The following is a 24,179-nucleotide window of genomic DNA, read 5'->3' as shown; positions in this document are numbered from 1 at the left end:
TTACGGATATTTGATTCAGTGAATGTTACCGTGCAAGGTTTCCGAGGAACTGACGAACACGTTCTCGCTGAGAATGATCTTGAGAACTGGCTTTATATAAGCGATTTGAAACGGTAATGTTGTTACCAAAGAAAAATCGTTCAAACTGAGTCTGTCTGCCTCCAAATGAACCTGCACCAAGTTCCCAGATCAGGCGAAACAGTGCGTTTCGTTCTTTGGATTCCATGTCGGAGCCTTTGAGGTAGACGTTTAAAGAGTCAGCTGTTCCGGACTGGAAATCCTCTTCCTGAGGAACCATGATCATGCCGCTGGAACTGAGCAACTGCAATATCTCGATCATTTCAGGATACAGTTTCGGATAGAGAAGATTGGCAGCCATAAGCGGTTTAGGCGCTGGCAGGATATATCCTCGTCCGTCCGGTATTGCGCCTGCCTCAGCAGCTAGAGCAAGTGCTTTTAAGGATTCAAGACCTGCGAGAGCACGTGCAGTTTTTTCTAAAACATGCGCCTCGTTCGACAGATCAAGCGTATCGGTTAATAGTTGAATGGTGCCGAGCATAAATTCGGTTTTGGCAATATAACGACATAACACCTGATGCCCCGCATGGATATGGAAGTTACTGCCGCTGAAAAGAGTCGAAGACATCTGCTCATGACCTGCAAAAAAAATGCGGTTATGCGGCACAAGCACGTGGTCAAAGATGACGATATTGTCCATCTCCTCATATCTGGAGCTTAAGGGGTAATTGTAGTTGGATTCAGCTGCATACGTATCTCGGCAGATCAGAGTGATGCCAGGCAGATCATTAGGAACAGCAAACGAAAAAGCAAATGGATTTTCATCATCAAAAGGTGCAGGAGAAGGTGATGGATAGACAAAAATTTCATCTGAAGTAGCAGCCTGTGTGGCCATCATAAATGCACCGTTTATAATGAGTCCTTCATCAGTTCGATCAACAACCTTGGCAGCGATGGCATCTTCAGTAGCATCCATCTGTCCTGAAATTTTACTGGCATGTGGCTGAATAAAGGCATGGGATAGTGTGATGTCATGATCACGACAATAGGCGTAGTAATTTCTCAGATTTTCAGCATATTGTGGAGAGAGATCGTTCAACAAGTCGGCAGCAGTAAAAAACGCCATCATCGCTGTGTTCATGTAATCGGGTGAGCGTCCCAGAAAACCGTGATGAGTCTGAGCCCATATCGTCATCGCTTCACGGCGTTTGCGGAGATCGTTGACGCTGGTTGGAGGCAGGAAGGACATTCCTACAGGCTTTCCATCGGTAGGAGAAGGATACGTCATAAGTTCTGTAAGCTGCGGGTCATACTGCAGGTCGTACATATTCATTTGAGTTTTCATCAAACCGGAGAAGGCGATGTGCTCGGAGCGTTTAGCAGTAAGCAGTTCTCCTTTATACCAGCAGGGTACGGTCTGGGCGTTAATTCGTTCACAATACTGCATGCCGGTTTTAGCGGGCATAGTTCTTCACCTCTTGGTCATGGTTCATGAGCACATTTATTTCTATCCTATACTACGTGAAGCTGTTGTCTAATGTGCTACGGACCATGGGGTGAAAAATTTGCATCGAGGGCTTGATAATAATTATCATTCTTGCTACAATAAACAAAGAAAAAGGAACCCGAGTGGGCTCCTTGGAATGAAACAGATCTTTTTATTTAACTTCAAACGTTTTGCAGTCTGTTTCAGCAGACTCGCTTGCTTCTTTGGAAGCGTGGCTCACGATGTAGATGGAAGAAGCATTACATTTGTTTTCTTGAGCCCAGTGACGACAGGAGTTTACTTCACACAATACGTCTTTTGCCATGATTGTTAACCTCACTTTTAGTTGGATTTACATTCGTTGGTATAAAGATCCGGATTCGCAAGTTGCCGCTTGAGAATCTGGAACCATTTTCACGCTCTCATGAATTTGGAGGGCTTTTTTGTGTTATACACAACGATGCACTTTCAGAATAGCAAATTTTGCTTTCCCATGCAACTGAATGGCGGCTCAGGAGACATACGGATGCAGATCAGGAGTCTAATCTTTGCAAAGAGGCATCTGTATGTTATTATTTAATAGTAAAAATTACGATTAATTAGCAAGCAGTCCGCAACAACAAAATCTTTAACAATAAATAACGACGATACGAATGACTATCTTTTTTGAAGGAGCTACATATACACATGAGTAAAATGAATCACGCAAACCGCATCCCTCGTGCAAAAGGAATCGATATGGCGGCATTCTTCACGCCGAAGGAATGTAAACGAAAAGCACAACATATTGTCTTCTCGGCGGAAAATGAACGCATTGTCGAAGAGTTCATTACGATTCTTGGCATGAAAGAAAAGTTCAGGGAACATGATGTATCCATTCCTAATAAAATGGTCATGTTTGGCCCTCCCGGCACAGGAAAAACGTTAACCGCGTCATATCTGGCTCAGAGATTGGAACTGCCTCTTGTACTGGTCAGGCTGGATGCCCTTATTCACAGCCACTTGGGAGAAACGGGAAGTAACGTACGCAAGTTGTTTGAATATGCTCGCCTTAATCCTTGCGTATTGTTTCTTGATGAATTTGATGCCATTGGCCGGACAAGGGAAAGTAACGACGAGGTAAAAGAGATGGCCAGGGTGGTGAATACCCTTTTGCAATGTTTGGATGAATTCGAAGGGGACAGCATTCTGGTTGCTGCCACGAATCTGGAGACACAGCTTGATCATGCGATCTGGCGCCGATTTGATACCAAGATGACGTACGCGATGCCAGATGAAGATAGCCGTAGACTGTATATTAGCAAACTGGTTGGAACGTTTGAACAGGAGCACAGGCTGGAGGATTATATCTGTGAACGTCTGGCTGGCTGCAGCTATGCGGATGTGGAGCAGATTGTGTTAAAAGCAAAGCGTAAAGCTATTATTGGAAGCAGTGCTCTGCACAGGCAGTTGATCTCTGATGCGTACGAGGAATACAGACCTCGAGTGCTACAAGGGTAGAGGTGAAGTCAGTACCTGGGCGAATAACGAAAGCCCGGCTTCCTTCTTGTAAGGAACACCGGGCCTTTTTATCATAATGCTGATTTCGCTTTGACAGGTGAACGATAGGTTTTCTCTGGAATAGATGTTTCCTGCTGAGCAATCCAGCGTGGCAAGCTTAATCTAAACGTACTTCCATCTGGACTGCTGGAAACGAGGGTTAACGTACCACCTTGCTCGTGTGCAAGAAGACGGCTGTATGTTAAACCGAGACCCAAGCCACGATTACGGCGTTTTTTCAACTCTCCCCGATAGAATCGTTCGAATATGTTATGCTGATCCTCTATGGAAATTCCCGTGCCGTTGTCCTGCACATCGACATGTAACATGTCTTCCTCTACGCTTAAATGCATCTGGAAGAGGGCTTGTTGGCCAGGTATTGTGGCATGCAGTCCATTGTTAAGCAAATTTACAATAATCTGCTGGATCCGGAGCGCATCACCCATCACGTATAGTGCGTCTGACGGCGCATGAAGCTGAACTTCTGGCATATGTTCCTCATAGGCAATTTTCCATTGGTAAATGATCTCGCCAACAAGCAACTTCAGGTCGGTACGTTCCTTCCGAACAGCAACACTTCCAGCGGTCATGGCATTATAATCCAGTAGGTCCGCAATCATTCGTTCCATGCGTTCTGATTCTTTCAGAGCAATATCTAGAAACTCTTTGCCTTCCTGCGGACTGACGACATCGTCGCGAACAGCCATCACCAATCCTTTGATCGAGGTGACAGGCGTTTTTAGCTCATGGCTAACGCCTGCAAGAGAAAGTGCACGCCATTCTTCGAGTTGACGCAGACGGGTTGCCATATCCCCAAAAGAACCTACAAGTTCGTTCATTTCCCGTTCACGTGTTTTAATATCTAGGTTTACATCATAATTTCCACCTCGGATCTGTTCTGCCGCGTAAGCGACCTGACGAATCGGTCTAGATAGTTTGCTCGACAGGAGATAAATCGTGAACCAGCCGCAGAGAATAAGGCCTCCAAAAATCAATGCGACGAGCCAGACCGTTTCAGGACCGAAGGTGATAGATTGTTTGGATTGCATGACCCATACTTTGCCAATCGTTTGATTCCCGTCAGCAATATCTACCGTTACACCAGCATACTTGCTGTTACGCGGTTCAAGAAAATCATCGGACAGTCGGTAATAAACATCCTCTTGTTGCATTTTTGGCTGGGAGAAAATCAGTTTGTTGTTATTGTCGAGCACCATGACGCAAAAATAGTTATCGGTATTAAACAGCTTCTCCCGGCTGCTTACGATCGTATTCAGATCAGGTGGTACCTGAAGCTTATGATCCTTCACTGCTACTCGATCAGCAATCTCCCAACCGAGTAGCTCAGCCGTTTTCAAACTTTTCTCAATCGATGTTGTTCGTATCCAGTACAGCGCACCCGCAGCAATTACGGAGAAGCCGATACATAAAATCAGAAAGTAACGTAGTGTCCAATGTGACAAAATAGATGTTGTTCGTTTGGGTTTGGTTGATGATGTTAGTTGGCGATCCAAAATTGATACCCCATTCCTCGCAACGTCCGGATTTCTCCTGTGTCTGTTGTCCAGTGAGAGAGTGCCTGACGCAGTCGTTTGATCGATAGATCTACAGCACGATCACTGCCTTCATAATCGAGTCCCCAGACTTGTTCAATCAGATGATCTCTAGTGAATGTGCGGTTGGGATACTCGGACAGAAAAATAAGAAGAGACAGGTCACGTGGTGTAAGTGCGACCTCCGCACCGTTCAGTAGCACTTGCTTAGCCGCAAGGTCAATGACCAGGTTGCCAAAAGAACGCTTGTCCTGCCCTCCGGAAGTCCAGTGCGGGTTTCGTCGCAGTACAGCGTTCACGCGTGCAACCACTTCTTCAGGTACAAACGGTTTGCTCATATAATCGTCAGCACCGGCATTCAGACCGTTAAGCCGATCTGTAATATCGTCCAGTGCAGTTAACATAATGACGGGACAAGCACTCTTTTCCCGAATAATTCGTAACAGATCCCATCCATCCATTCCGGGTAGCATAACATCGAGTAATACGATAGAAGGATTTTCGGAATCAAAAAGGGTTAAAGCAGTCTTGCCATCCGCTGCATGATGAACTTCAAATTCAGCTTTTCTCAGATAAGCAGCCAGAACGCGTGCGATTGCTTGCTCATCCTCTACGATGAGTACAGATTTCAAACAGGGTGTTCTCCTTTCACAGACAAGCTTGTGTACTGATTTTACATGAGGCGGGACATAAAGCCAATCCTGTTTTCACATTTTGAAAAAAAATGAAAAAGAATTTCATCTTGACTTCTTCCTGACACATTGGACTGTTACTATCCATATCAAGAGGTAACGAAACCATACTGTACTGGAGGAATAATAGAGATGAGTAAAAAGGCCAAAACGTGGATTATTACAGGGGTAGCAGCAGTAGCCATCATTGGTGGGGGCGGTTATTACTTTGCAAATAGTTACTTGGGTAACAATGTTGAGATTGAACAGGTACTTCCGGCAAACGCGGCTGCATCCACTACAGCTGCAGATAGCGGCACGGGCAAAGCAGTGGAAAATAAAAAGGTTGGAGCAGACCAGCTGAACGGAGACTGGAATATCAGTCAGGGGTCGAAAGTATATTTCTCAGTAACCACTTCACAAGAAACCGTAAATTTTGTGGACGAGCAGGTTAGCGGGAAATGGACGATTAATGTGAATGACCCGGCCCAGTCGAAAGCAGAAGGAACAATCGAGGTAAACGGCATTGATTCTGGTAATGGACAGCGCGACGAGCATGTGAAAAGTGCAGACTTCTTCGATATGGCTAAACATCCGCAAGCAACATTCAAAGCGACTTCATTTGAAGGTCTGCCTTCGGAATGGACAGAAGGACAGACGGCTGATTTGAAAATGAAAGGCACACTTAACGTAAGAGGCATTGAAAAGGAAGTTACGTTTGACGCTAAAGCGGCTTATCAAAATAATGAAGTGCTGTTGTCAGGCACAACAATGGTTACATTCGAAGATTTTGGTATGAAAAATCCACACTCGGTTGTGCTTTCTACTGAAAATGATATCCAGGTTCGTCTTGAATTGAAGCTGGCGAAATAATAGATGGATTTAAACTATTCTATTGAAATATTCTAGTAAAGAATTCTATTGAACGATTTTAATATAGTAAGCCACTAAATCTGTTGTGTTCCGCCTCCGGGCGGGCAAACAGATTTTTTGCTTTTGATATTTTTGTTGGGAAAAAGAATACACCTGTTCATCTCCCTGAGGCTGGAAAATAAGGATTACGCTAGGCTGGATTATGGTTAGAAAAGTCGACATTGTTAAAAAAACTGCTGTTTCCTTTGCATAATGCCGTGTTGCTAAGGATCATGAAGCGCTTACAATGGGGAGGATTCATGACATTCATTGATCCAAGCACAAACAAACACAAGAAGGGGAGATCAAGGGTGAACAAAAGGTACATAAGCGGCTGTCTTGTTTTGTTGTTGTTATTCTGTGATCTGGGTCTGATTGCCAGGCCCGCAGAGGCGGCAAAAAATAATATCGCGCTGAACAAAACGGTAACGGTGAGTTCGGATGAAAAAAGATGGGGAGGCGATAAAACGCATCTGGTAGATGGGGATGCGAGCACCTATTGGAGTACAGAAACGGGAGTAACTGCTGAAAAACCGGAGTGGGTCATCATAGATCTGGGTGAAACGTACAATCTATCCGGAGCGGAAATAACATGGAGAGACAGTACGGTAGTGAAGTATACGGTTGAAACGTCTGCTGACCAGCAGCATTGGTCTACCGTTACGGATCAAAGTGATAATGCAGATGCGAAACAGATTGCTGATCTGACATTTCAACAAAATAATGTACGATACATTAAGCTCAACATAGCCTTTTATAAAGAGGGCGGAGCTTGGCCACAAATATTGGAGTTTAAAGTGTGGGGAGAATCGGAGGGCATGGAACCGGCTAATATTACCCATTTTGATTCCGTTCAAGTGAGCACACTTCCACGAAGTGCGCCGATTCTGCCTGCGGAAGTCAAGGCCAACTATAAGAATGATAAGTCGGGTCTCGTTCCTGTCACATGGGACAGCGTTGATCCAACGAAATATGAAAAAACAGGTTCATTCTCTGTCACGGGTACCGTATATGGTACGAATCTTAAACCCGAAGCAACAGTTGCTGTACAAGGTTATCGTTCCGATTATGTGAGGGGCGTCGATATTTCCACACTCACGGCTATCGAGGATAAAGGTGGAAAATACCTGGATATCAACGGCACCGAGCGGGACTTGCTTGATATTCTCAAAGATCGAGGTGTCAATTATGTACGTCTGCGGTTGTGGAATGACCCACAAAAATCAGGCGGCTATAACGATAAAGCTGACGTCATCACCATGGCCGTACGCGCGAAGCAAAAAGGGTTAAAGGTGCTGCTGGATTTCCATTACTCCGATGAGTGGGCACACCCGGGTCAACAGCTCAGACCGAAAGCGTGGGAAAAGTTAAGTTTCGAAGAGCTTAAGCAAGCGGTGTATGATTATACGGTTGAAGTCGTTGGGGATCTGAAGAAGGCAGGAGCCATGCCGGATATGGTGCAGATTGGTAACGAGATCAACAGTGGTCTCCTCAATGGACTAAGCAGCGATGTGAATTTTGAGGGAAATGCAGCTTTGCTGAAGCAGGGAATCAACGGGGTTCGCGCAGTTGAAGGAAACGTTAATGCAGCTGATCGGGCGAAGATCATGATTCATCTGGCTGAAGGTGGCAAGGCAGAGACATTCAAATGGTATTTTGAGGAGTTGAAAAAACAAGGACTGGGCTCCGATTATGACATCATTGGACTATCCTATTATCCGTTCTGGCACGGGACATTTGCTGATGTGCAGAAAACGATGAACGAAGTTTCAGCAGCCTTTGGGAAAGATGTCATTATAGCTGAAACGTCTTATCCGTTCACTTATAAAAACGGGGACGCGCATGGAAATATTATCGGTTCGGATCAAGCGCTCTTTCATGGTGGAGCCACATTCCCGGCAACAGTGCAAGGTCAATACGATGCCATCGCTGGCATCATGGATTTGATTGCCAATGTACCGAATAATCGCGGTGCAGGTTTCTTTTACTGGGAGCCGGCATGGATTCCGGCAGATGTAGGCTGGATTGCATCCGAAGGCGATGCGTGGGAGAACCAGGGCATGTTTGATTACGATGAGTATCCAGCGAATGGCGGGCATTCTTATGAAGGAAGAGCGTTATGGTCACTCGATGTGTACAAAAGAGGAATGGAACAGATGCCGACAGATCGGCAGCAGCTCGCAGCGGCACTGACACGAGCAAACTCGCTTGTAGAAAGTGATTTTACACCAGAAAGCTGGGGCAGTCTGGCTCCTGCAATTGTTGAAGCTAAAGGGGTATACGCCAAAGCGTATACGTCAGGTGGTGTGAGTCAAGAGGAAACCGATGCTGCATCAGCATCTTTGGAAAATGTGATGTTACAGCTTGGCGTGATTACACCAGAACTGGAGCCACTTCAAGCGGCAATTGCAGAAGCAGAGAAGATTCAACGGAATAACTGGTCGGATGCAACATGGAGCGTATTCAGTAAAGCACTGGAACATGCAAAATCCGTTGTGGCTAACTCACGAGCTACTCAGACTGATGCAAATAAAGCGGTAGAGCGTCTCGAAGCAGCCATTAAGGGCTTGTCTGACGTGGATAAAACAGAACTGCACCAGTACATTCAGCTCATGCAGCTGGAAAATGAATCTTCATATACACACCGCAGCTGGTCAGTTCTACAGCAAGCTTTACAGGCTGCTATTCAGGTGAGAGACCAAGCAGATGCGATGCAATCTCAGGTAAATGCAGCACTGGATACATTAAAACAAGCTTTTACAAATCTGGTTAAACTAGAAGCCTTGACCACGGGTAAAACCGCTACTGCATATAGTAGTGCTGGAAATGGAGGCGGTAAAGACAACGCCCCGTCAGGTGCAATTGATGATAATCCAAATACGTCATGGGGAACGGATCAGGGCCCGGGTAACGATACTTGGTGGAAGGTGGACTTGGGACAGGTTGCCAATCTTCGGAAAATTGAAATGTCGATGTGGAGCGGTGGGATCAAATACAGAATAGATGTCTCCGATGATAATGAGCATTTCAAGACCGTAGTGGATACAACCAGTGATGTTGTCGTATCGACATCCCCAAGTCATGTTCTCCCCGAGGGAACAGATGGGCGTTATATTCGTGTAACCATTACAGCTGGTCCGACATGGGTTGGATTCATGGAATTTGAGGCATATGGCACAATTCCGGGTGACAGGACCGTATTGAAATCAACCGTTGCATCTGCGGAAGCATTGAAACAAACGGATTACACGGCCTCAAGCTGGAGTGTGTTCAGTAAAGCGTTGGGGCAAGCGCAGCAGTTGGTTCTGGATGCGGAAGCTACAGAAGAAGAGCTCACCAGTGCGGAACAACTTCTGAAGGAAGCCATGGCACAATTGGCACGTCAGACGACAAATCCGGGCACAGGACAGCCATCTCAGCCTAGTAATCCGTCCGGGTCATCGGCACCTTCAACAAGTACGGACAACCCATCAACTACTCCTCAGCCAACACCTGGTAGCGAAACTGCGAGCGGTTCTATTATTGTAAAAGGAACAGCAACTGGAGATGGCACATATGCGGTGCGTCCAAGTACAGCGGAGCTTGCTCAGGCCTTGAAATCAATGGACACAGGTAAACGTACATTGAAGCTGGTGGCCGATGTACCAGACAGTTCCAAAACAGTGAAGTTCCAAGTACCAGCAGGTCAGCTCTCTTCATGGGTTCGTTCAGAGGAAGTGCAGTCTATTGAGGTGGTTGCAGGCAAAACGACAGTTCGGATCCCGCTTCGGTCCCTGCCCCTCACGATTGCCGAGAACACAGGTACGTTTGACGTTATCGTTGCGGAAGGCTCAGCTGCGCAAGTGAACGATACCCAGCGAGCCAATATGGGCAATCATCCTGTAGTTGATGTGCAGATGCTGCTCAATAACAAGTCAATCCAGTGGGCTGACAAGACGGTTGAAGTGCTTTTGTCCGATGTGCAACCTGTCAAAACAGATCATACGGTCATGGTTGTCAACTCCATCTCAACAAACGGTGAACTCCATCCTGTGACGTATACGAAGTATGAGCAGACCACAGCTACGATGGCATTCAAGCCGTCTAAGCCTGGAAGTTACGTTATAACCAATATTGAAGTGCCGTTAACCGACTTGCAGCAACACGCCTGGGCAATTCAAGAGGTTCAACATCTCTATAGCAAAGGCATCATCGCGGGAATGAGTGACACACGTTTTGAACCGCAGGGTGAACTCACCCGTGCCCAATTTTTACAGATGCTCGTTAAAGGGATTGGCAAAACAAATCTCACTGATTCTTCGGCTACCCAACTACCGACAGACGTCAAGTCAGATCAATGGTATGCGGATGCGGTTCGCGCAGGTCTTGCAATGAACATTATTCAGGGCAGAGCGGACGGAACATTCGGTGCGAATGATCTCATTTCCCGGCAGGATATGGGTGTTATGCTACATCGAGCGATGGAAGCAGCAGAACGTAATAACAACTCTGCTACTGTAAACACGGGTCAGATGAAGTTCAGAGATCAAGCAGATATTGCCGATTATGCCAAAGACGCCGTGGCATTCATGTCGCATCTCGGTGTGCTAAACGGCTTGCCTGATAACACATTTGCTCCCAAGCAAACCGCTAATCGTGCGCAAGGCGCCGTTGCAGTAGCGAGATTGATGGAACAGCTGTATTAGAAACGGTAACTTGATTTAATGGAAAGTAAATAACATGTAGACAAGAAAGAGGTCGAATCCAAGATTCGGTCTCTTTTTTCGTGCGGAATTTGTTAATGTCGTATTGACAATATCGAGATCGTTTGTTATCATTTCGATAATATCAAAACGACATTAATAAGAAATGAGGAATGAGCCATGTTAGGATTCCGATTTGTAAAGTTTCAGCCGAGTGAATATGTTATGAAAGTGAAGAACGGCAAGGTACAGCGCCAAGGCGTGGGCTTATCTTTTTATTATTATGAGCCGACGACTTCGGTGGTTGTATTGCCTGTTTCTTCGGTGGATGTGCCGTTTATGTTTGAAGAGATTACAGCGGATTATCAGACGGTTACCGTACAGGGACAGCTTAGCTATCGCATTATGGATTACAGCAAGATTACACAGAGCCTGAATTACACGTACAATTTGCGCAAAAATCAATATATGTCTGACGATCCTCACAAGCTGGATCAGCGGGTGATTACCATAGCAAAAGTGCTCACGAAGAAATATTTGGAGCAGTTGCCGTTAAAAGAAGCGATTCAATCCAGCGAACGGCTTGCCAGCAACATGAAACGAGAGGTCGCACAACATGAAGAGTTGGAAAAGCTGGGCGTAGAGCTGATGAATCTGTCCATTTTGGCTATTTTGCCTAATAAGGAAACGATGCGTGCGCTGGAAGCACAGGCGCGGGAAGAAATTCTGAAGCAGGCCGACGAAGCTTTATATGTGCGGCGCAATGCTTCCATTGAGCAGGAACGCCGTGTGAAAGAAAATGAACTGAATACCGAGATTGCGGTGGAGACGAAGAAACAACAGATTCGGGAAACCCAATTACAGGCCGAACGCTCGGTGAAACAGAAGCAGAACGAGATGGAACAGGAGCAGCTCCAGTTTAATACCGCGATGGAAGAGCGCAAGCAACAGTTAATCGAGCTCACCATTGCGAATCAGAATGCGGAAGCGGATGCCAAAGCGTATGAGATTGCAGCAGTCATGAATTCGCTTCAGCATGTACAGCCGAACGTATTACAGGCCATGGCCAATATGGGCATGAATTCGGATAAACTGATTGCACTTGCGTTCCAGGAACTGGCCGAGAATGCTGGCAAAATCGGGCAGCTGAATATCTCACCAGATCTGCTACAGGGTCTGATGGCACCAGCAGAAGGAAGAGGTAAGGGAGGGGCAACACGATGATTGTTGGATGGGGGAAACAAACCAATCTATCCGCTTCCAGAACACGGTTTATACGATCCAGTCGAGTTAGTCAAAACGTGTCAGATAATCAAGTCAATCTGGTGAGTCGGGCAAGTGAGACAAGTGAGACAAGTGAGACAAATGAAACAAGTGAGACAAGTTCAAAAATTCAAAAAAACCAAAAAAATCAATAATGGTTTTCCTTAAGTCAAAGGGAAAGCGGGAGGTGGAATCACAGATGGTTAAGATAAATGAACCCATGAGTGAGCATAAATTAATTTTGGTTAAGCGCAGAACCCGGCTGGAGGAAATGATTGTACGTTACAACACTGTACAGCAGGCTCAGTTTTACATTGAACGTCTTGGTGCTGACTTTAGCGATTACGTCGAGGAAGATCGCCGTTATAAGCAATCGATACAGCTTGCTCAGCAACAACTGAGTCAACTTGGACGTGTTCAGATGATTGACCGGGAGCATGTGCCAAACTTTATTTTTGGAGAGCAAGATATTGTAGTAGTGGTCGGACAGGATGGTCTGGTTGCCAATACGTTGAAATATGTTACCGAGCAGCCGCTTATCGGTGTTAATCCAGATCCGATGCGGTGGGACGGGGTGCTGTTGCCTTTTACAGTGGAGGATTTAAGCTTCATTGTTCCAGACGTGATACGTAGACAGCGCTCGCTTAAGGAAGTCACCCTTGCCAAAGTTGAGCTGAATGACGGGCAGGTGCTGTACGGTGTCAATGATCTCTTTATTGGTCGGAAGACACATGTATCTGCCCGTTATGAAGTGCGTTTGGGAGCCTCCACTGAAAATCAATCATCCAGCGGTATTATTGTATCTACAGGCATGGGATCAACCGGATGGTTTAAGAGTGTGCTGGCTGGTGCTTCAGGTATTGTCCGTTCAGCGGCTTGGCAACATGTGAGCAGGGGGGAGCACCAGCAATTGACTAGTGATGAAAGATCAGTTGATTTAAGAGGAACGGCTTCTGAGGGAGGATTGAACAAGAACGAGTTTTCGTGGGATTCCCCTTATTTATATTTTACGGTACGTGAACCGTTCCCGAGTCGAACCACGGCGGCAAATCTCGTGTTTGGACAGATTCATGCGAAGCAACCCCTTCACATTGTTTCACAAATGCCGGAGGATGGAGTTATTTTCAGTGACGGGGTGGAGCAGGATTTTCTGGAATTTAACTCGGGTGTGCACGCAACGATTGGTTTGGCGGAAAAGAGAGGACAATTGGTAATATGAATGAGTTTCTTCTATTATAGTATGGATATATATTATATTGGTATTTGTTCTTGTATTTACTGATATATAAAACAAGTGATATTTTAGAATGTAAATCCTAAATTCACGCCTGCATTTTCTTGATTTGAATCAAGGAGTTGCAGGTTTTTTTGCGATAAGATGAATACATAACCAGAACAAATACAGGAGGATGATGATCATGAGTATCACGTCATTACAAGAAGTTAAAGCATACAGTACGGAACGTTTCACGAAACGGGTGTTGTTTCAACAAGGAGGCGGTGTAACCTTCATGCTTCATTTTCTGCCAGGACAACAGCTTCCCGTTCACAAACATCCCGGTGCAGACCTCACGTTGCTTGTTGTTGAAGGCAAGGGCACACTGATTCTGGACGGAATAGAGCATGAGATTCAGGCAGAAGATGTGGTATCCTGCGGAGGAGAGACGGAATTCGCGTTCCATAACACAAGTGATGCGGAAGTTCGTTTGTTCGTGGTATTGAATAAAGTGCCGGAAGCTTCTTACGCCAAAGATATCTAATATCCGATAGAGCCGGATGAATAATAGGGAATGGGGACTCCGCGAGGAGTTCTTTTTCTTTGGTGAAGTGCCTCTCCTTTCCATGCAAAAAGGAACACATACAAAAACGTACCTTGGCCTGACTGGATCAGAGCTTGGGTACGTTTTTTCGGGTATTGATGTTCATCAGACAGAGTTGTTTGGACATATATCCTTGTGCCGACATCCTTAATTATAAACACCTGTTTAAAAATATCCGAGCATTTCTTTGGCTTCTCTGGACATCAGCTGCGGAGACCATTGCGGTTCCCATACCACCTGTACGTCAATATCGGTTTTGTCGGTATTTTCTTGTAAAACCCATTTCACCGCACCAACGATGGTGTCATGCAGGGGACATCCTGGCGTAGTCAGCGTCATTCGCACCTGAATGCGCTCAGGTTCTTCCTTTACTTCATACACAAGGCCGAGGTCAACGATGTTGACACCAAGCTCCGGGTCATATACTTCTTTTAAATACTCTAGTAACTGTGAGGTTTGTTCCATCTTTTCCACGCTCCAATCCATCTTGTTAACGTCTGAATACCAAGGCTATATTTGAAATATACACGATAGAGATCATAGACAGTAATGTTCCGCCAACCATCATCACTTCCGCCAAATTAATCAGAATACCGCTGACTAAGAGCAGACTGGCTGCGACCATCGCAAGTATTCCATGATTGATCCTTTTTTCACTTAACATGCCAGCCATGAGTGGAGTGCCAGGACGTCCGGCAAGCTTGCCGTATTTGTGGGTCCACCATAGAAAAGGTACGATTTTGGAAGCATACCCGAGAATCGTCAGAGATACCCAGCCTCCAAGGTATACCCAGCCAGTAAGAAGCACAACGCGTGAATCAAGGAGTAGCTCTACATCTTGCGCACTATAGATTAACAGAGCCATGGAATATACGAGCAAGGCACGGCTTACATAGACCGTCCAGCGGATTCCGGGGCCAGGGTTGCTTTTATGCCGTTTCTCCTGAATTTGCTCCAGATGATACACATAACAGATTAATGCTCCTGTCAAAAGCAAAAGTGCAAACCAGAGCAAGCCACCTTGGATACCTGTCAGGAATGCGATCACTCCTGTAATAACAGCAGCATTCCACAGGACCAGAACCATCTTTTGCAATCGGATAGAGAAATCATGGGACAAATAAAACATCGGCAGCATTTTGTAACTGAACCCGGTAATTAACATGCCAAACCATCCAAGGGTTCCCATCCAGATATGTGCGCCAAACAATCGTTGATGCAGACCATTCCAGTCACCAAAAGCAAAATTCAGTCCCATCAGCATGCCCGATAAACCGGTAAGTACAAGGTACAGACAGGCACACGCTGCACTGATCGTTACAGGGTTCCATATGGAAGCACGGTAGAGGGTGATACCCATGTTCAAGCCAAATAACAAGATGCCGGATAGTGCAAGCGTAGCTGAACCTGCAATCCAAATTACATCTGTGCGAATAAAACCAATCAACATGCCTGTAGCACCGACAGTGAACAAGAAATAGTGACAGTAACCAAGCACTGTACTATATATATTCGTTTGTAAAATGACATGTATCAACTGATAAACGGCACCCATCGCCAGCATGCTGGCCCATCCGAGTACGAACAAATGCGCATGAAACCAGCCTTCGGGTCCCCTTAATTCATCACCTAGCCAGCCTGTCAATGAGAGCAAGGAGAAGGCGTGATACATTACAAATCCAACGATGCCCGTGATGATAAAAAGAAACGGCAACCTGGACATGGCTTTCGCCCCCTTACCCTTTTTCAATTCTGACTTTGGCTGTGCCATCCGTCTGGTCCTCAACGGTGTAGAGGCAACCGAGCTGATTCAGTTCCTCGATCAAAAAAACGGGCACGCGGTCATTATGAATAAGTACAACTTCTCCCGGTTTGCAACGTTCAAGTGCAGCTAATGTGCGCATCATTGGCTGGGGCGGCTCCAGTCCGCGATTGTCCAGTACAATGGTTGGCTCTTTCAGTTCCTGTGTTATGGGCTCATCTGACAAGACCTCGGATGTCGAAGTTTCAGCTATTGCTGGAGGTTGCCCTTCACAGGAATTCATGGCATCCTCTAAACCCGAATCCTCAATCGACGATGAAGTTAATTCAGTTCGAGCCAACGTATTGGATTGAACCGCCGCAGAAATCTTCTCTGCAGCGGTTTTATTTTTTTTATGCACAAATGTGGTCACCCAATGATTGGATTCCAGACGCTCCGATGTACTGGAGTATCCTTTCATTTTCAGAATGCCAAGCAAAGGAGTCGGCTTGAACGGCGCATGCAGGACGAACACGTCTTCGTGTTTCAGTTCTTTAACGGTATCCATAATGAGCTGAAAAGGCTCCAGTTTTTTGCTCAGATGAGGGCGTACGTCCAGTTCAACAATATTAACGTCGGTTTCAAGCATGAACGTTCACATCCGTTTCGGTGCTGACTGCCGTAGCTGCTTGCGTCTGCTGAACCAGCTTGATCGAAGATTCATATAAAGCGGCCATGCCTCCGTACAGGGCATAGAAGAATGAATCAGGTGCATCCAGGGAGAAGGAGAGATAGGTTTTGGGGTCCATCTCAAGCACACGCTCAAACAGTCTCGCACTGTCATAGGCATAGAAGCAGAAATGAGTGAATTCGAACACGGGCATTTTCTCGTAAATCGTAATGATCTCCTGTGCATAGGCTGCCTGCTCACGCTGAGCGATCTGAATCATGGATACAGCATCTTCGAGTCCCAGCGTCAGACGCAGTGTAGTCTCGTTCATGATTTCAACATGCGCCATTCCCGTTCAACTCCAATCTATCGTTTAGTGATTTTGACCTGAAACGTTATAGGACCTTGTTCGATATATTCCCAGTCAAAGCCGTCAGGATGTGTCGATTGAAACTGGAAGCGGAGCGGTTTTGGATCGTGATCGTTAACGAGTAACATCGCTTCCTCAGGCTGAAGAGCTTCAAACGTTTCAAAGATAATTTTATGTTTCAAATGAGGTGGATACTCTGTGGCATTAATGCTTGCAGCGTATGTGTTCATGGGTCATTCCTCCAAATTGGGATTAGTGTGGTGTTGCAACTTGATTATAGAAAAGCAGACAGCGGGGCTGTGTGAGCCTGCTCACACCTTTATTTTTGTCATAATCTCGCCTTATTTGGACTGAAATCCTGTTCGGAAAAGGCTTGCGGAGCTTTCATAAATGTGCAACTGTGCGTTATGTTTCAGTTCTTGTGATATTTTGCACAGTTAGCAAGGCCAGACATCATTATGCTTAGCCCATGATTGACAATACATGTGAGGAAGCGAGTGTTTTTCCATCAGCCAATGTCATGACAGCACCCGAGAGAAAGGAGGTACGTGTATGGAATCAAAACTAATAGACCCTTTTGGACGTGTGCACGATTACTTGCGTATATCCGTTACGGATCGTTGCAATCTGCGGTGTGTGTATTGCATGCCGGAAGAAGGAATGCAGTTTGAACCGACAGAACGCATTTTGTCCTATGAAGAAATTACATCGATTGTCCAGGCACTTGCTCCGCTAGGCATACGGAAACTGCGATTGACTGGCGGAGAACCTCTCGTTCGCAAGGGGCTGGATCAACTGGTTGCGATGTTATCCGCTATTCCAGGGATTGAAGACATTGCATTGACAACCAATGGCATATTTTTGGCAGCTCATGCCGAGATGCTGAAAGCGGCAGGTCTGACACGCGTGAACATTAGTCTGGATTCGCTCAAGCCGGAGCGATTTGCGCGTATTACACGGGGCGGTAAGGTACATCGCGTGCTGGAGGGCATCAAAGCCAGTCAAAAGGCTGGATTCAAGCCCATCAAGCTAAACGTTGTACTGATGAAGGGTGTAAATGACGATGAGGTGGAAGATTTTCTACGCATGACGCTGGAAGCTCCAATTGATATTCGTTTTATTGAATACATGCCCATCGGAGACAGTGGAACCGGTTGGAAGTCGAGTTATTTGCCGCTTGAACATGTACTGAAGACTTGCGGAACCAAGTGGAACTACGAAAGTTGCGGTGATGTGTATGGCAATGGCCCAGCAGATAGTTACCGGATCGTTGGAGCCGCTGGAACATTCGGGCTGATTCATCCGGTCAGCAGCCATTTCTGCGGTAGCTGCAACAGGCTCCGCTTAACGGCCGACGGTAACATTAAGCCTTGTCTGTACTGGTCAGATGAGTACAATGTTCGCCCGCTCGTTGGTGACGACAAAGCGGTGCAGGATTTATTTTACAAGGCGCTCGGCTCCAAACCCGAAACTCATGACATGGTAAAAGCCTTAAAAGGGCAAGAGATTAACGGAACACCTACGCTGCGGCATATGTCGCAGATTGGAGGATAGGAAGACCAGCATCAACAGGTCACAATTGTGGGAGGACAACAATGAGCAGCAAAAGCATGCCCTGGATGGGCAAACTGAAGTATTTTGCCAAACGTGAAAAAAACGCGGAAGGCTGGAGTGAGATGTCCCCGGTAAACCGGGACTGGGAAGATGTGTATCGCCGTCGTTGGCAGCATGATAAAGTGGTGCGTTCCACACACGGCGTGAACTGCACGGGTTCGTGCAGCTGGCAGATTTATGTGAAAGATGGCATCGTGACATGGGAAACACAGGCGACGGACTATCCATCAACCGGACCTGATATGCCTGATTTTGAACCGCGTGGATGTCCGCGTGGAGCAAGCTTCTCATGGTATCTCTATAGCCCATTACGTGTGAAATATCCTTACGTGCGTGGTGCGCTCCTTGAAATGTGGCGTGAGGCCCTGAAGACTCATGGCGATCCAGTAAAAGCATGGCAAAGTATCGCGAATGATCCGGTCAAAGTGAAGAGATACAAATCGGTACGCGGTAAAGGTGGACTGGTTCGTGCATCATGGGGCGAAGTAACACAGATTATTGCTGCTTCCATGATTCATACGATCAAAGATTACGGCCCCGACCGCATCATTGGTTTCTCCCCGATTCCAGCGATGTCCATGGTCAGTTACGCTGCCGGATCCCGTTTCTTGTCTCTGGTGGGTTCACCACTACTCAGTTTCTATGACTGGTATGCGGATCTGCCGCCGGCATCCCCGCAAATCTGGGGAGATCAGACAGACGTGCCGGAGAGTAGTGACTGGTACAACTCAGGATACATTTTGGTCTGGGGTTCCAACCTGCCAATGACCCGTACACCGGATGCCCACTTCCTCGCTGAAGCCCGTTACAAGGGAACAAAAGTGGTATCCATCAGTCCGGATTATGCGGAATATGTGAAGTTTGCAGACACGTGGATGTCCGTAAAACAAGGAACAGATGGCGCGCTTGCCATGGCAATGGGGCACATCATCCTGAAAGAATTTTATCTGGATCATCCTACGGAGTACTTCATGTCCTATGCGAAGCAATATACGGACTTCCCGAATCTGTTGATTGTGGAAGAGAAGGATGGCGCAAACATTGCAGGCCGTTTCTTGCTAGGGGAAGACCTGGGCATCCAGGGCAACAACATGGCATGGAAGACCCTTGTATATGACGAAAATACGGCATCCTATGCGATTCCAAAAGGCAGTATGGGCTTCCGCTGGGGTGAAGAAGGTACATGGAATCTCAAAATGGAGCAGGTGGATACCGGCGAGCCGATTGATCCAAGACTTTCCATGCTCGGTGTGCACCATGATCTCGTAACCGTGCAACTGCCTTACTTCGATGACGAAGGAAGTCACGTAATGGAACGTCAAATCCCGGTTCGCCGCATCTGGGTTGATGATCGCTGGATTACGGTTACTTCGGTTTACGATCTCGTGCTGGCGAAGTATGGGGTTGATCGTGAAATGACGCGTTCAGCAGACTCTACTGAAATCGTTGCAGGAGTCGTTCTGGAAGCGGAAGAGGATAAACCATTTACACCTGCTTGGCAGGAAAAAATCACCCGGGTTGACCGGGATACCGTCGTTCAGATCGCACGTGAGTTTGCACAAAATGCCGTGGATACACAAGGTCGCTCTATGATTATTATGGGTGCCGGCATCAACCACTGGTACAACTCTGACGTAATCTATCGTGCCATTATCAACCTGCTGCTGATGACAGGCTGTCAGGGGGTTAACGGTGGTGGTTGGGCTCACTATGTAGGTCAGGAGAAACTACGTCCGGCGGAAGGCTGGCAGACGATTGCGTTTGCGCGTGACTGGAGTGGACCTGCGCGTCTGCAAAATGGTACCTCCTTCTTCTATTTTGCAACAGATCAATGGAGATATGAGGAGACTAAGGTCGGAGAGCTGACCTCGGCACTTGAGGGTGATCCGCGCTTCGAGCACGTTGCTGACTATAATGTTATGGCTGCACGCATGGGCTGGCTTCCGTCTTATCCGCAATTTAACCGGAACTCGATTGATTTGCATCAGGATGCACTGGATGCGGGAGCAAAGACGAATGAAGAGATCGGAGCTTACGTGGCATCCGAACTGCAAAATAAAAATCTGAAATTCTCCATTGAACAGCCTGATGACCCGGCGAATTTCCCGCGTGTGTTGTTTGTCTGGAGAGCAAACCTGATCTCAAGCTCAGGTAAGGGACACGAGTATTTCCTCAAGCATTTGCTTGGTGCCACGAACGGATTGCTGAATGATGATGATCTGGGACTTCGTCCAGAGCATGTGGAGTGGGTGGAACATGCTCCGGAAGGCAAGCTGGATCTTATGGTCAATATGGACTTCCGTATGGCGGGTACAGCAATGTATTCCGATATCGTACTGCCAGCTGCCACATGGTATGAAAAAAGCGACCTGAGCAGTACGGATATGCACCCGTTCGTGCATCCGTTCAACCCGGCAGTAGCCACACAGTGGGAATCCCGTTCCGACTGGGATACGTTCAAGGAGATTGCTCGTGTGTTCTCCGACATGGCTGCACAGCAGTTCGACGGACCGCAGAAGGAGATTTTGACTACACCACTGCTGCATGATTCACCGGATGAACTCGCGCAACCGTATGGTGAAATCAAAGACTGGAGTGCAGGAGAATGTGAAGCCATTCCGGGTAAAACGATGCCGCATATTCATGTGGTAGAACGTGACTATGCTGCGGTTTACAACAAAATGATCAGTCTCGGACCTAATGTGAAGGATAAACCGATTGGTACGAAGGGGATCTCATGGTCTGCAACCGAGGAGTATGAGAAGTTGAAAGGCATTCTCGGTGTTAACCGAAAAGATGGTATTGGACAAGGATGTCCAGATCTGAGTACAGATCGCAACGTTGCTGAAGCAATTCTGACGCTCTCTACCACCACAAACGGCAAGATGGCTGTACGTGCGTGGGAGTCACTTGAGAAGAAGACGGCACTGCACTTGAAGGATCTGGCAGAAGAGCGCTCGGAGGAGTGTTTCACATTTGATGAGATTACTTCAAAACCGAAAACAGTCATTACATCACCTGCATTCAGCGGATCGGAAAAAGGCGGACGGCGGTATTCACCGTTTACAACCAACGTAGAGCGTCTGATTCCATGGCGGACATTGACGGGCAGACAACAGTTTTATATCGACCATGCGATGCTGCGTGAGTTCGGTGAGACGCTGGCGACCTTCAAACCGATTCTGAAACATACACCGTTCCATCCAAACAGCAAACGTCCGATCGAGGGCGGCAAAGAAATCGTATTGAACTACATGACACCGCATAACAAGTGGTCCATTCACAGTATGTACTATGATGCACAGCCGATGTTGACATTGTTCCGTGGTGGCCCAACGATCTGGATGAATCATGAAGATGCTGAGGACGCCGGCCTGGTGGATAATGACTGGATCGAATGTTTCAACCGTAACGGGGTCGTTGTGGCAAGAGCAGTTGTTACGCACCGGATTCCACGCGGAGTAGCCTTTATGTATCACGCTCAGGACCGTCACATTAACGTTCCGGGTACGAAAATATCACAGACACGCGGTGGTACGCATAACAGTCCGACTCGTATTCATGTGAAACCAACGCATATGATCGGTGGTTATGCCCAGTTAAGTTATGGTTTCAACTATTATGGCCCTACAGGCAACCAGCGTGACCTGAACGTCATCATTAGAAAACTGCAGGAGGTGGATTGGCTTGAAGATTAAAGCACAAGTCAGTATGGTCATGAACCTGGACAAATGTATCGGATGCCATACATGCAGCGTTACATGCAAAAACACCTGGACGAATCGTCCAGGTGCAGAGTACATGTATTTTAACAATGTCGAAACGAAACCGGGTGTCGGTTATCCGAAACAATGGGAGGATCAGGAGCGTTATCGCGGCGGCTGGGAGATGAAAAATGGCAAGCTGGAGCTGAAATCCGGTACACGTGCCAGACGTTTGCTTAACATTTTCCACAACCCGGATCAACCAACGATTGACGACTACTACGAGCCTTGGACTTATGATTACGAAAAACTGACCAACAGTCCGGAGAAAAAACACCAGCCTGTCGCAAGACCGAAATCCCAAATCACGGGAGAGTACATGAACCTCGAATGGGGTCCAAACTGGGAAGATGACCTCGCCGGTGCTCATATAACGGGGATGGAAGACCCGAACATGAAAGGTGTCGAGGAATCGATCAAAATGGATTTTGAACAGGTATTTATGATGTACCTGCCGCGAATCTGTGAACACTGTCTGAACCCGTCTTGTGTGTCCTCTTGTCCATCAGGTGCCATGTACAAACGGGAAGAGGACGGTATCGTACTGGTTGACCAGAATGCTTGTCGTGCATGGAGATTCTGTGTATCCAGTTGTCCTTACAAAAAAGTATATTTCAACTGGCAGACGAACAAAGCCGAAAAATGTACACTATGCTTCCCGCGGATTGAAGCGGGTCTGCCAACGATCTGCTCCGAAACTTGCGTTGGGCGTATCCGTTATATCGGTCTGATGCTGTATGATGCAGACCGCATTGAAGCGGCAGCATCGGTTGAGAATGAAAAGGATCTGTATGAGTCACAAATGGATGTTTTCCTTGATCCGAATGATCCTGAAGTCATCCGTGAAGCACGGGCAGCAGGCATTCCAGAGGACTGGATTATAGCAGCGCAGCAGTCCCCGATCTACAAAATGGTGATTGACTGGAAGATCGCACTTCCACTGCACCCTGAATACCGCACGATGCCAATGGTATGGTACATTCCGCCGCTGAGCCCGATCACGAACCGGGTAGAAGGCCAAGGAAGCTCGCTCGAAGCAAACGATATTTTCCCGGCGATTGATAACATGCGTATTCCGGTTGAATATCTGGCGAACCTGCTTACTGCTGGAGATACAGGACGTATTCGTGAAGTACTGCGCAAAATGGCTGTAATGCGTATTCATATGCGTAACCAGCAAACCGGCAAAACAAGTGAGTCCGACCTGTTGGATATGGTAGGCATGAGTGCGCAGGAAGTTGAAGATATGTATCGTCTGCTCGCTATCGCGAAATACGATGATCGTTTTGTGATCCCGCCAGCTCACCGTGAGGAAGTGGCGGATCTCTTCAGTGAACAAGGCCGCTGCGGTCTTGACTTTGCAGGCGGCCCGGGTTCTTGCGGCGTATTCTCATAGGAGAGGAGACAACAACGATGACAATTGATATCGATCCAGAACCAATCGTTAAGCCGGTGTACGACACGGAAACAAGACGAATGGTCTGCAAACTGATCTCCTATCTGCTGCAATATCCGGATACCGAGTGGAGAGAGGGATTACAAGGCGTACAGGAAGCCGTTCTTTCGATCTCTGATGAAGAAGTGAAGCAGACCGTGTTAACCTTCATCAGTAGTGCTCAGGCTCTAGATGCCATACGGTGGCAAGACGCGTATGTTCGTTCTTTTGACTTTGATAAAAAATCGAATCTCTATCTGACGTATGCTTTGCATGGCGATGAGAGGGATCGCGGGCCAGCACTGATTGATTTGAAGCGCAGATATGAAGCGGCTGGTTTCTATATGGAAGCTACCGAACTCCCGGATTACTTGCCCATGGTGCTTGAATTCATTGCCGAGGCTCCGGAGCAGGATGCCATTGGAGTTCTGGACAGTTGCCATAAAGCACTGGTATCGATGACCGAAAGTATTGCAGGACAAAACAGTCCATACGGGCCGCTCCTTACGCTGATGTTACAGGTGATGCCCGAGCCGTCTGTTTCGGACGTACCTGAACCAAGCAAAGAAGAACAGAAACAACCGCTTGGCGGTCTGAACGAGATCGTTGAGCTGATGAGGAGGGGCAGTCGGTGAGTACAC

The 24,179-nt window shown here is 47.0% G+C and carries 19 protein-coding genes; 10 read left to right on the top strand and 9 right to left on the bottom strand.

Annotation, left to right across the window (positions count from 1 at the left end; genetic code table 11):
• Positions 1 to 25 precede the first annotated feature (25 nt).
• Together MKY23_RS17125 and MKY23_RS17120 are read right to left on the bottom strand one after the other, a co-directional pair.
• A complete protein-coding gene (locus tag MKY23_RS17125) occupies positions 26 to 1,483 on the bottom strand; it encodes a 4-hydroxyphenylacetate 3-hydroxylase N-terminal domain-containing protein (RefSeq protein ID WP_154983632.1) in 1,458 nt (485 codons plus the stop codon).
• A 193-nt stretch (positions 1,484 to 1,676) separates the two neighbouring features.
• On the bottom strand, positions 1,677 to 1,829 hold the full coding sequence (locus tag MKY23_RS17120; protein WP_090917035.1) for a DUF1540 domain-containing protein: 153 nt from the start codon (positions 1,827 to 1,829) through the stop codon (positions 1,677 to 1,679).
• 362 nt (positions 1,830 to 2,191) lie between these two features.
• Here MKY23_RS17120 and MKY23_RS17115 point away from each other — a divergent pair, with 362 nt between their 5' ends.
• A complete protein-coding gene (locus tag MKY23_RS17115) occupies positions 2,192 to 3,004 on the top strand; it encodes an ATP-binding protein (RefSeq protein ID WP_154983631.1) in 813 nt (270 codons plus the stop codon).
• A 71-nt stretch (positions 3,005 to 3,075) separates the two neighbouring features.
• Here the strand turns inward: MKY23_RS17115 and MKY23_RS17110 are convergent, their stop codons facing one another.
• Both MKY23_RS17110 and MKY23_RS17105 read right to left on the bottom strand, forming a co-directional pair.
• On the bottom strand, positions 3,076 to 4,557 hold the full coding sequence (locus tag MKY23_RS17110) for a HAMP domain-containing sensor histidine kinase (RefSeq protein ID WP_339831043.1): 1,482 nt from the start codon (positions 4,555 to 4,557) through the stop codon (positions 3,076 to 3,078).
• The gene (locus MKY23_RS17105; protein WP_090917028.1) at positions 4,542 to 5,228 is read right to left on the bottom strand and encodes a response regulator transcription factor; all 687 of its coding nucleotides are present in this window, start codon (positions 5,226 to 5,228) and stop codon (positions 4,542 to 4,544) included. Before MKY23_RS17105 ends, MKY23_RS17110 begins: the two co-directional genes overlap by 16 nt.
• Before the next feature lie 192 nt (positions 5,229 to 5,420).
• On the opposite strand from MKY23_RS17105, the gene MKY23_RS17100 reads away from it, so the two are divergent.
• The 5 genes from MKY23_RS17100 (at position 5,421) to MKY23_RS17080 (ending at position 13,884) form a co-directional block, all read left to right on the top strand.
• On the top strand, positions 5,421 to 6,140 hold the full coding sequence (locus tag MKY23_RS17100) for a YceI family protein (RefSeq protein WP_253493622.1): 720 nt from the start codon (positions 5,421 to 5,423) through the stop codon (positions 6,138 to 6,140).
• A 350-nt stretch (positions 6,141 to 6,490) separates the two neighbouring features.
• Entirely contained in the window at positions 6,491 to 10,864 is a 4,374-nt protein-coding gene (locus MKY23_RS17095; RefSeq protein WP_339831041.1) for a glycosyl hydrolase 53 family protein, read from the top strand.
• A gap of 177 nt (positions 10,865 to 11,041) precedes the next feature.
• Positions 11,042 to 12,085, top strand: a complete 1,044-nt coding sequence (locus MKY23_RS17090) for an SPFH domain-containing protein (protein ID WP_154890562.1) — start codon at positions 11,042 to 11,044, stop codon at positions 12,083 to 12,085.
• Positions 12,086 to 12,332: 247 nt separating this feature from the next.
• Entirely contained in the window at positions 12,333 to 13,343 is a 1,011-nt protein-coding gene (locus MKY23_RS17085; RefSeq protein ID WP_308723397.1) for a sugar kinase, read from the top strand.
• A gap of 199 nt (positions 13,344 to 13,542) precedes the next feature.
• Positions 13,543 to 13,884, top strand: a complete 342-nt coding sequence (locus MKY23_RS17080) for a cupin domain-containing protein (RefSeq protein ID WP_308723372.1) — start codon at positions 13,543 to 13,545, stop codon at positions 13,882 to 13,884.
• 225 nt (positions 13,885 to 14,109) lie between these two features.
• Here MKY23_RS17080 and MKY23_RS17075 read toward each other — a convergent pair whose 3' ends face one another.
• Genes MKY23_RS17075 through MKY23_RS17055 form a run of 5 tightly spaced genes read right to left on the bottom strand, consistent with a single transcriptional unit; the run spans position 14,110 to position 16,955 of the window.
• Positions 14,110 to 14,409, bottom strand: a complete 300-nt coding sequence (locus MKY23_RS17075; RefSeq protein WP_154890560.1) for a metal-sulfur cluster assembly factor — start codon at positions 14,407 to 14,409, stop codon at positions 14,110 to 14,112.
• A gap of 25 nt (positions 14,410 to 14,434) precedes the next feature.
• Positions 14,435 to 15,667, bottom strand: a complete 1,233-nt coding sequence (locus tag MKY23_RS17070; protein ID WP_339831037.1) for a hypothetical protein — start codon at positions 15,665 to 15,667, stop codon at positions 14,435 to 14,437.
• Positions 15,668 to 15,680: 13 nt separating this feature from the next.
• Positions 15,681 to 16,334 carry a DUF2249 domain-containing protein gene (locus MKY23_RS17065; protein ID WP_339831035.1) on the bottom strand — a complete coding sequence of 218 codons (654 nt, stop codon included), beginning with the start codon at positions 16,332 to 16,334 and terminating at the stop codon, positions 15,681 to 15,683.
• A complete protein-coding gene (locus MKY23_RS17060) occupies positions 16,327 to 16,704 on the bottom strand; it encodes a hypothetical protein (RefSeq protein WP_339831033.1) in 378 nt (125 codons plus the stop codon). Before MKY23_RS17060 ends, MKY23_RS17065 begins: the two co-directional genes overlap by 8 nt.
• 17 nt (positions 16,705 to 16,721) lie before the next feature.
• Positions 16,722 to 16,955, bottom strand: coding sequence for a DUF2249 domain-containing protein (locus MKY23_RS17055; RefSeq protein ID WP_339831031.1), 234 nt, complete (start codon positions 16,953 to 16,955; stop codon positions 16,722 to 16,724).
• A gap of 322 nt (positions 16,956 to 17,277) precedes the next feature.
• Between MKY23_RS17055 and moaA the strand changes: the two genes are divergently transcribed.
• From moaA to narJ, 4 genes are read left to right on the top strand one after another with little or no spacing between them, the layout of a single operon-like run.
• Positions 17,278 to 18,279 carry a GTP 3',8-cyclase MoaA gene (gene moaA, locus MKY23_RS17050; protein WP_090917008.1) on the top strand — a complete coding sequence of 334 codons (1,002 nt, stop codon included), beginning with the start codon at positions 17,278 to 17,280 and terminating at the stop codon, positions 18,277 to 18,279.
• A 41-nt stretch (positions 18,280 to 18,320) separates the two neighbouring features.
• Entirely contained in the window at positions 18,321 to 22,037 is a 3,717-nt protein-coding gene (locus tag MKY23_RS17045) for a nitrate reductase subunit alpha (RefSeq protein WP_339831029.1), read from the top strand.
• The gene (narH, locus tag MKY23_RS17040) at positions 22,027 to 23,499 is read left to right on the top strand and encodes a nitrate reductase subunit beta (RefSeq protein WP_339831027.1); all 1,473 of its coding nucleotides are present in this window, start codon (positions 22,027 to 22,029) and stop codon (positions 23,497 to 23,499) included. Before MKY23_RS17045 ends, narH begins: the two co-directional genes overlap by 11 nt.
• Before the next feature lie 17 nt (positions 23,500 to 23,516).
• Complete coding sequence (narJ, locus tag MKY23_RS17035) at positions 23,517 to 24,173, top strand: nitrate reductase molybdenum cofactor assembly chaperone (protein ID WP_090917002.1); 657 nt, start codon at positions 23,517 to 23,519, stop codon at positions 24,171 to 24,173.
• Positions 24,174 to 24,179 lie beyond the last annotated feature (6 nt).

This window comes from Paenibacillus sp. FSL R7-0272 (assembly GCF_037969905.1).
Lineage (GTDB): Bacteria > Bacillota > Bacilli > Paenibacillales > Paenibacillaceae > Paenibacillus > Paenibacillus polysaccharolyticus.
This window is presented reverse-complemented; position numbering and strand designations above follow the sequence as displayed.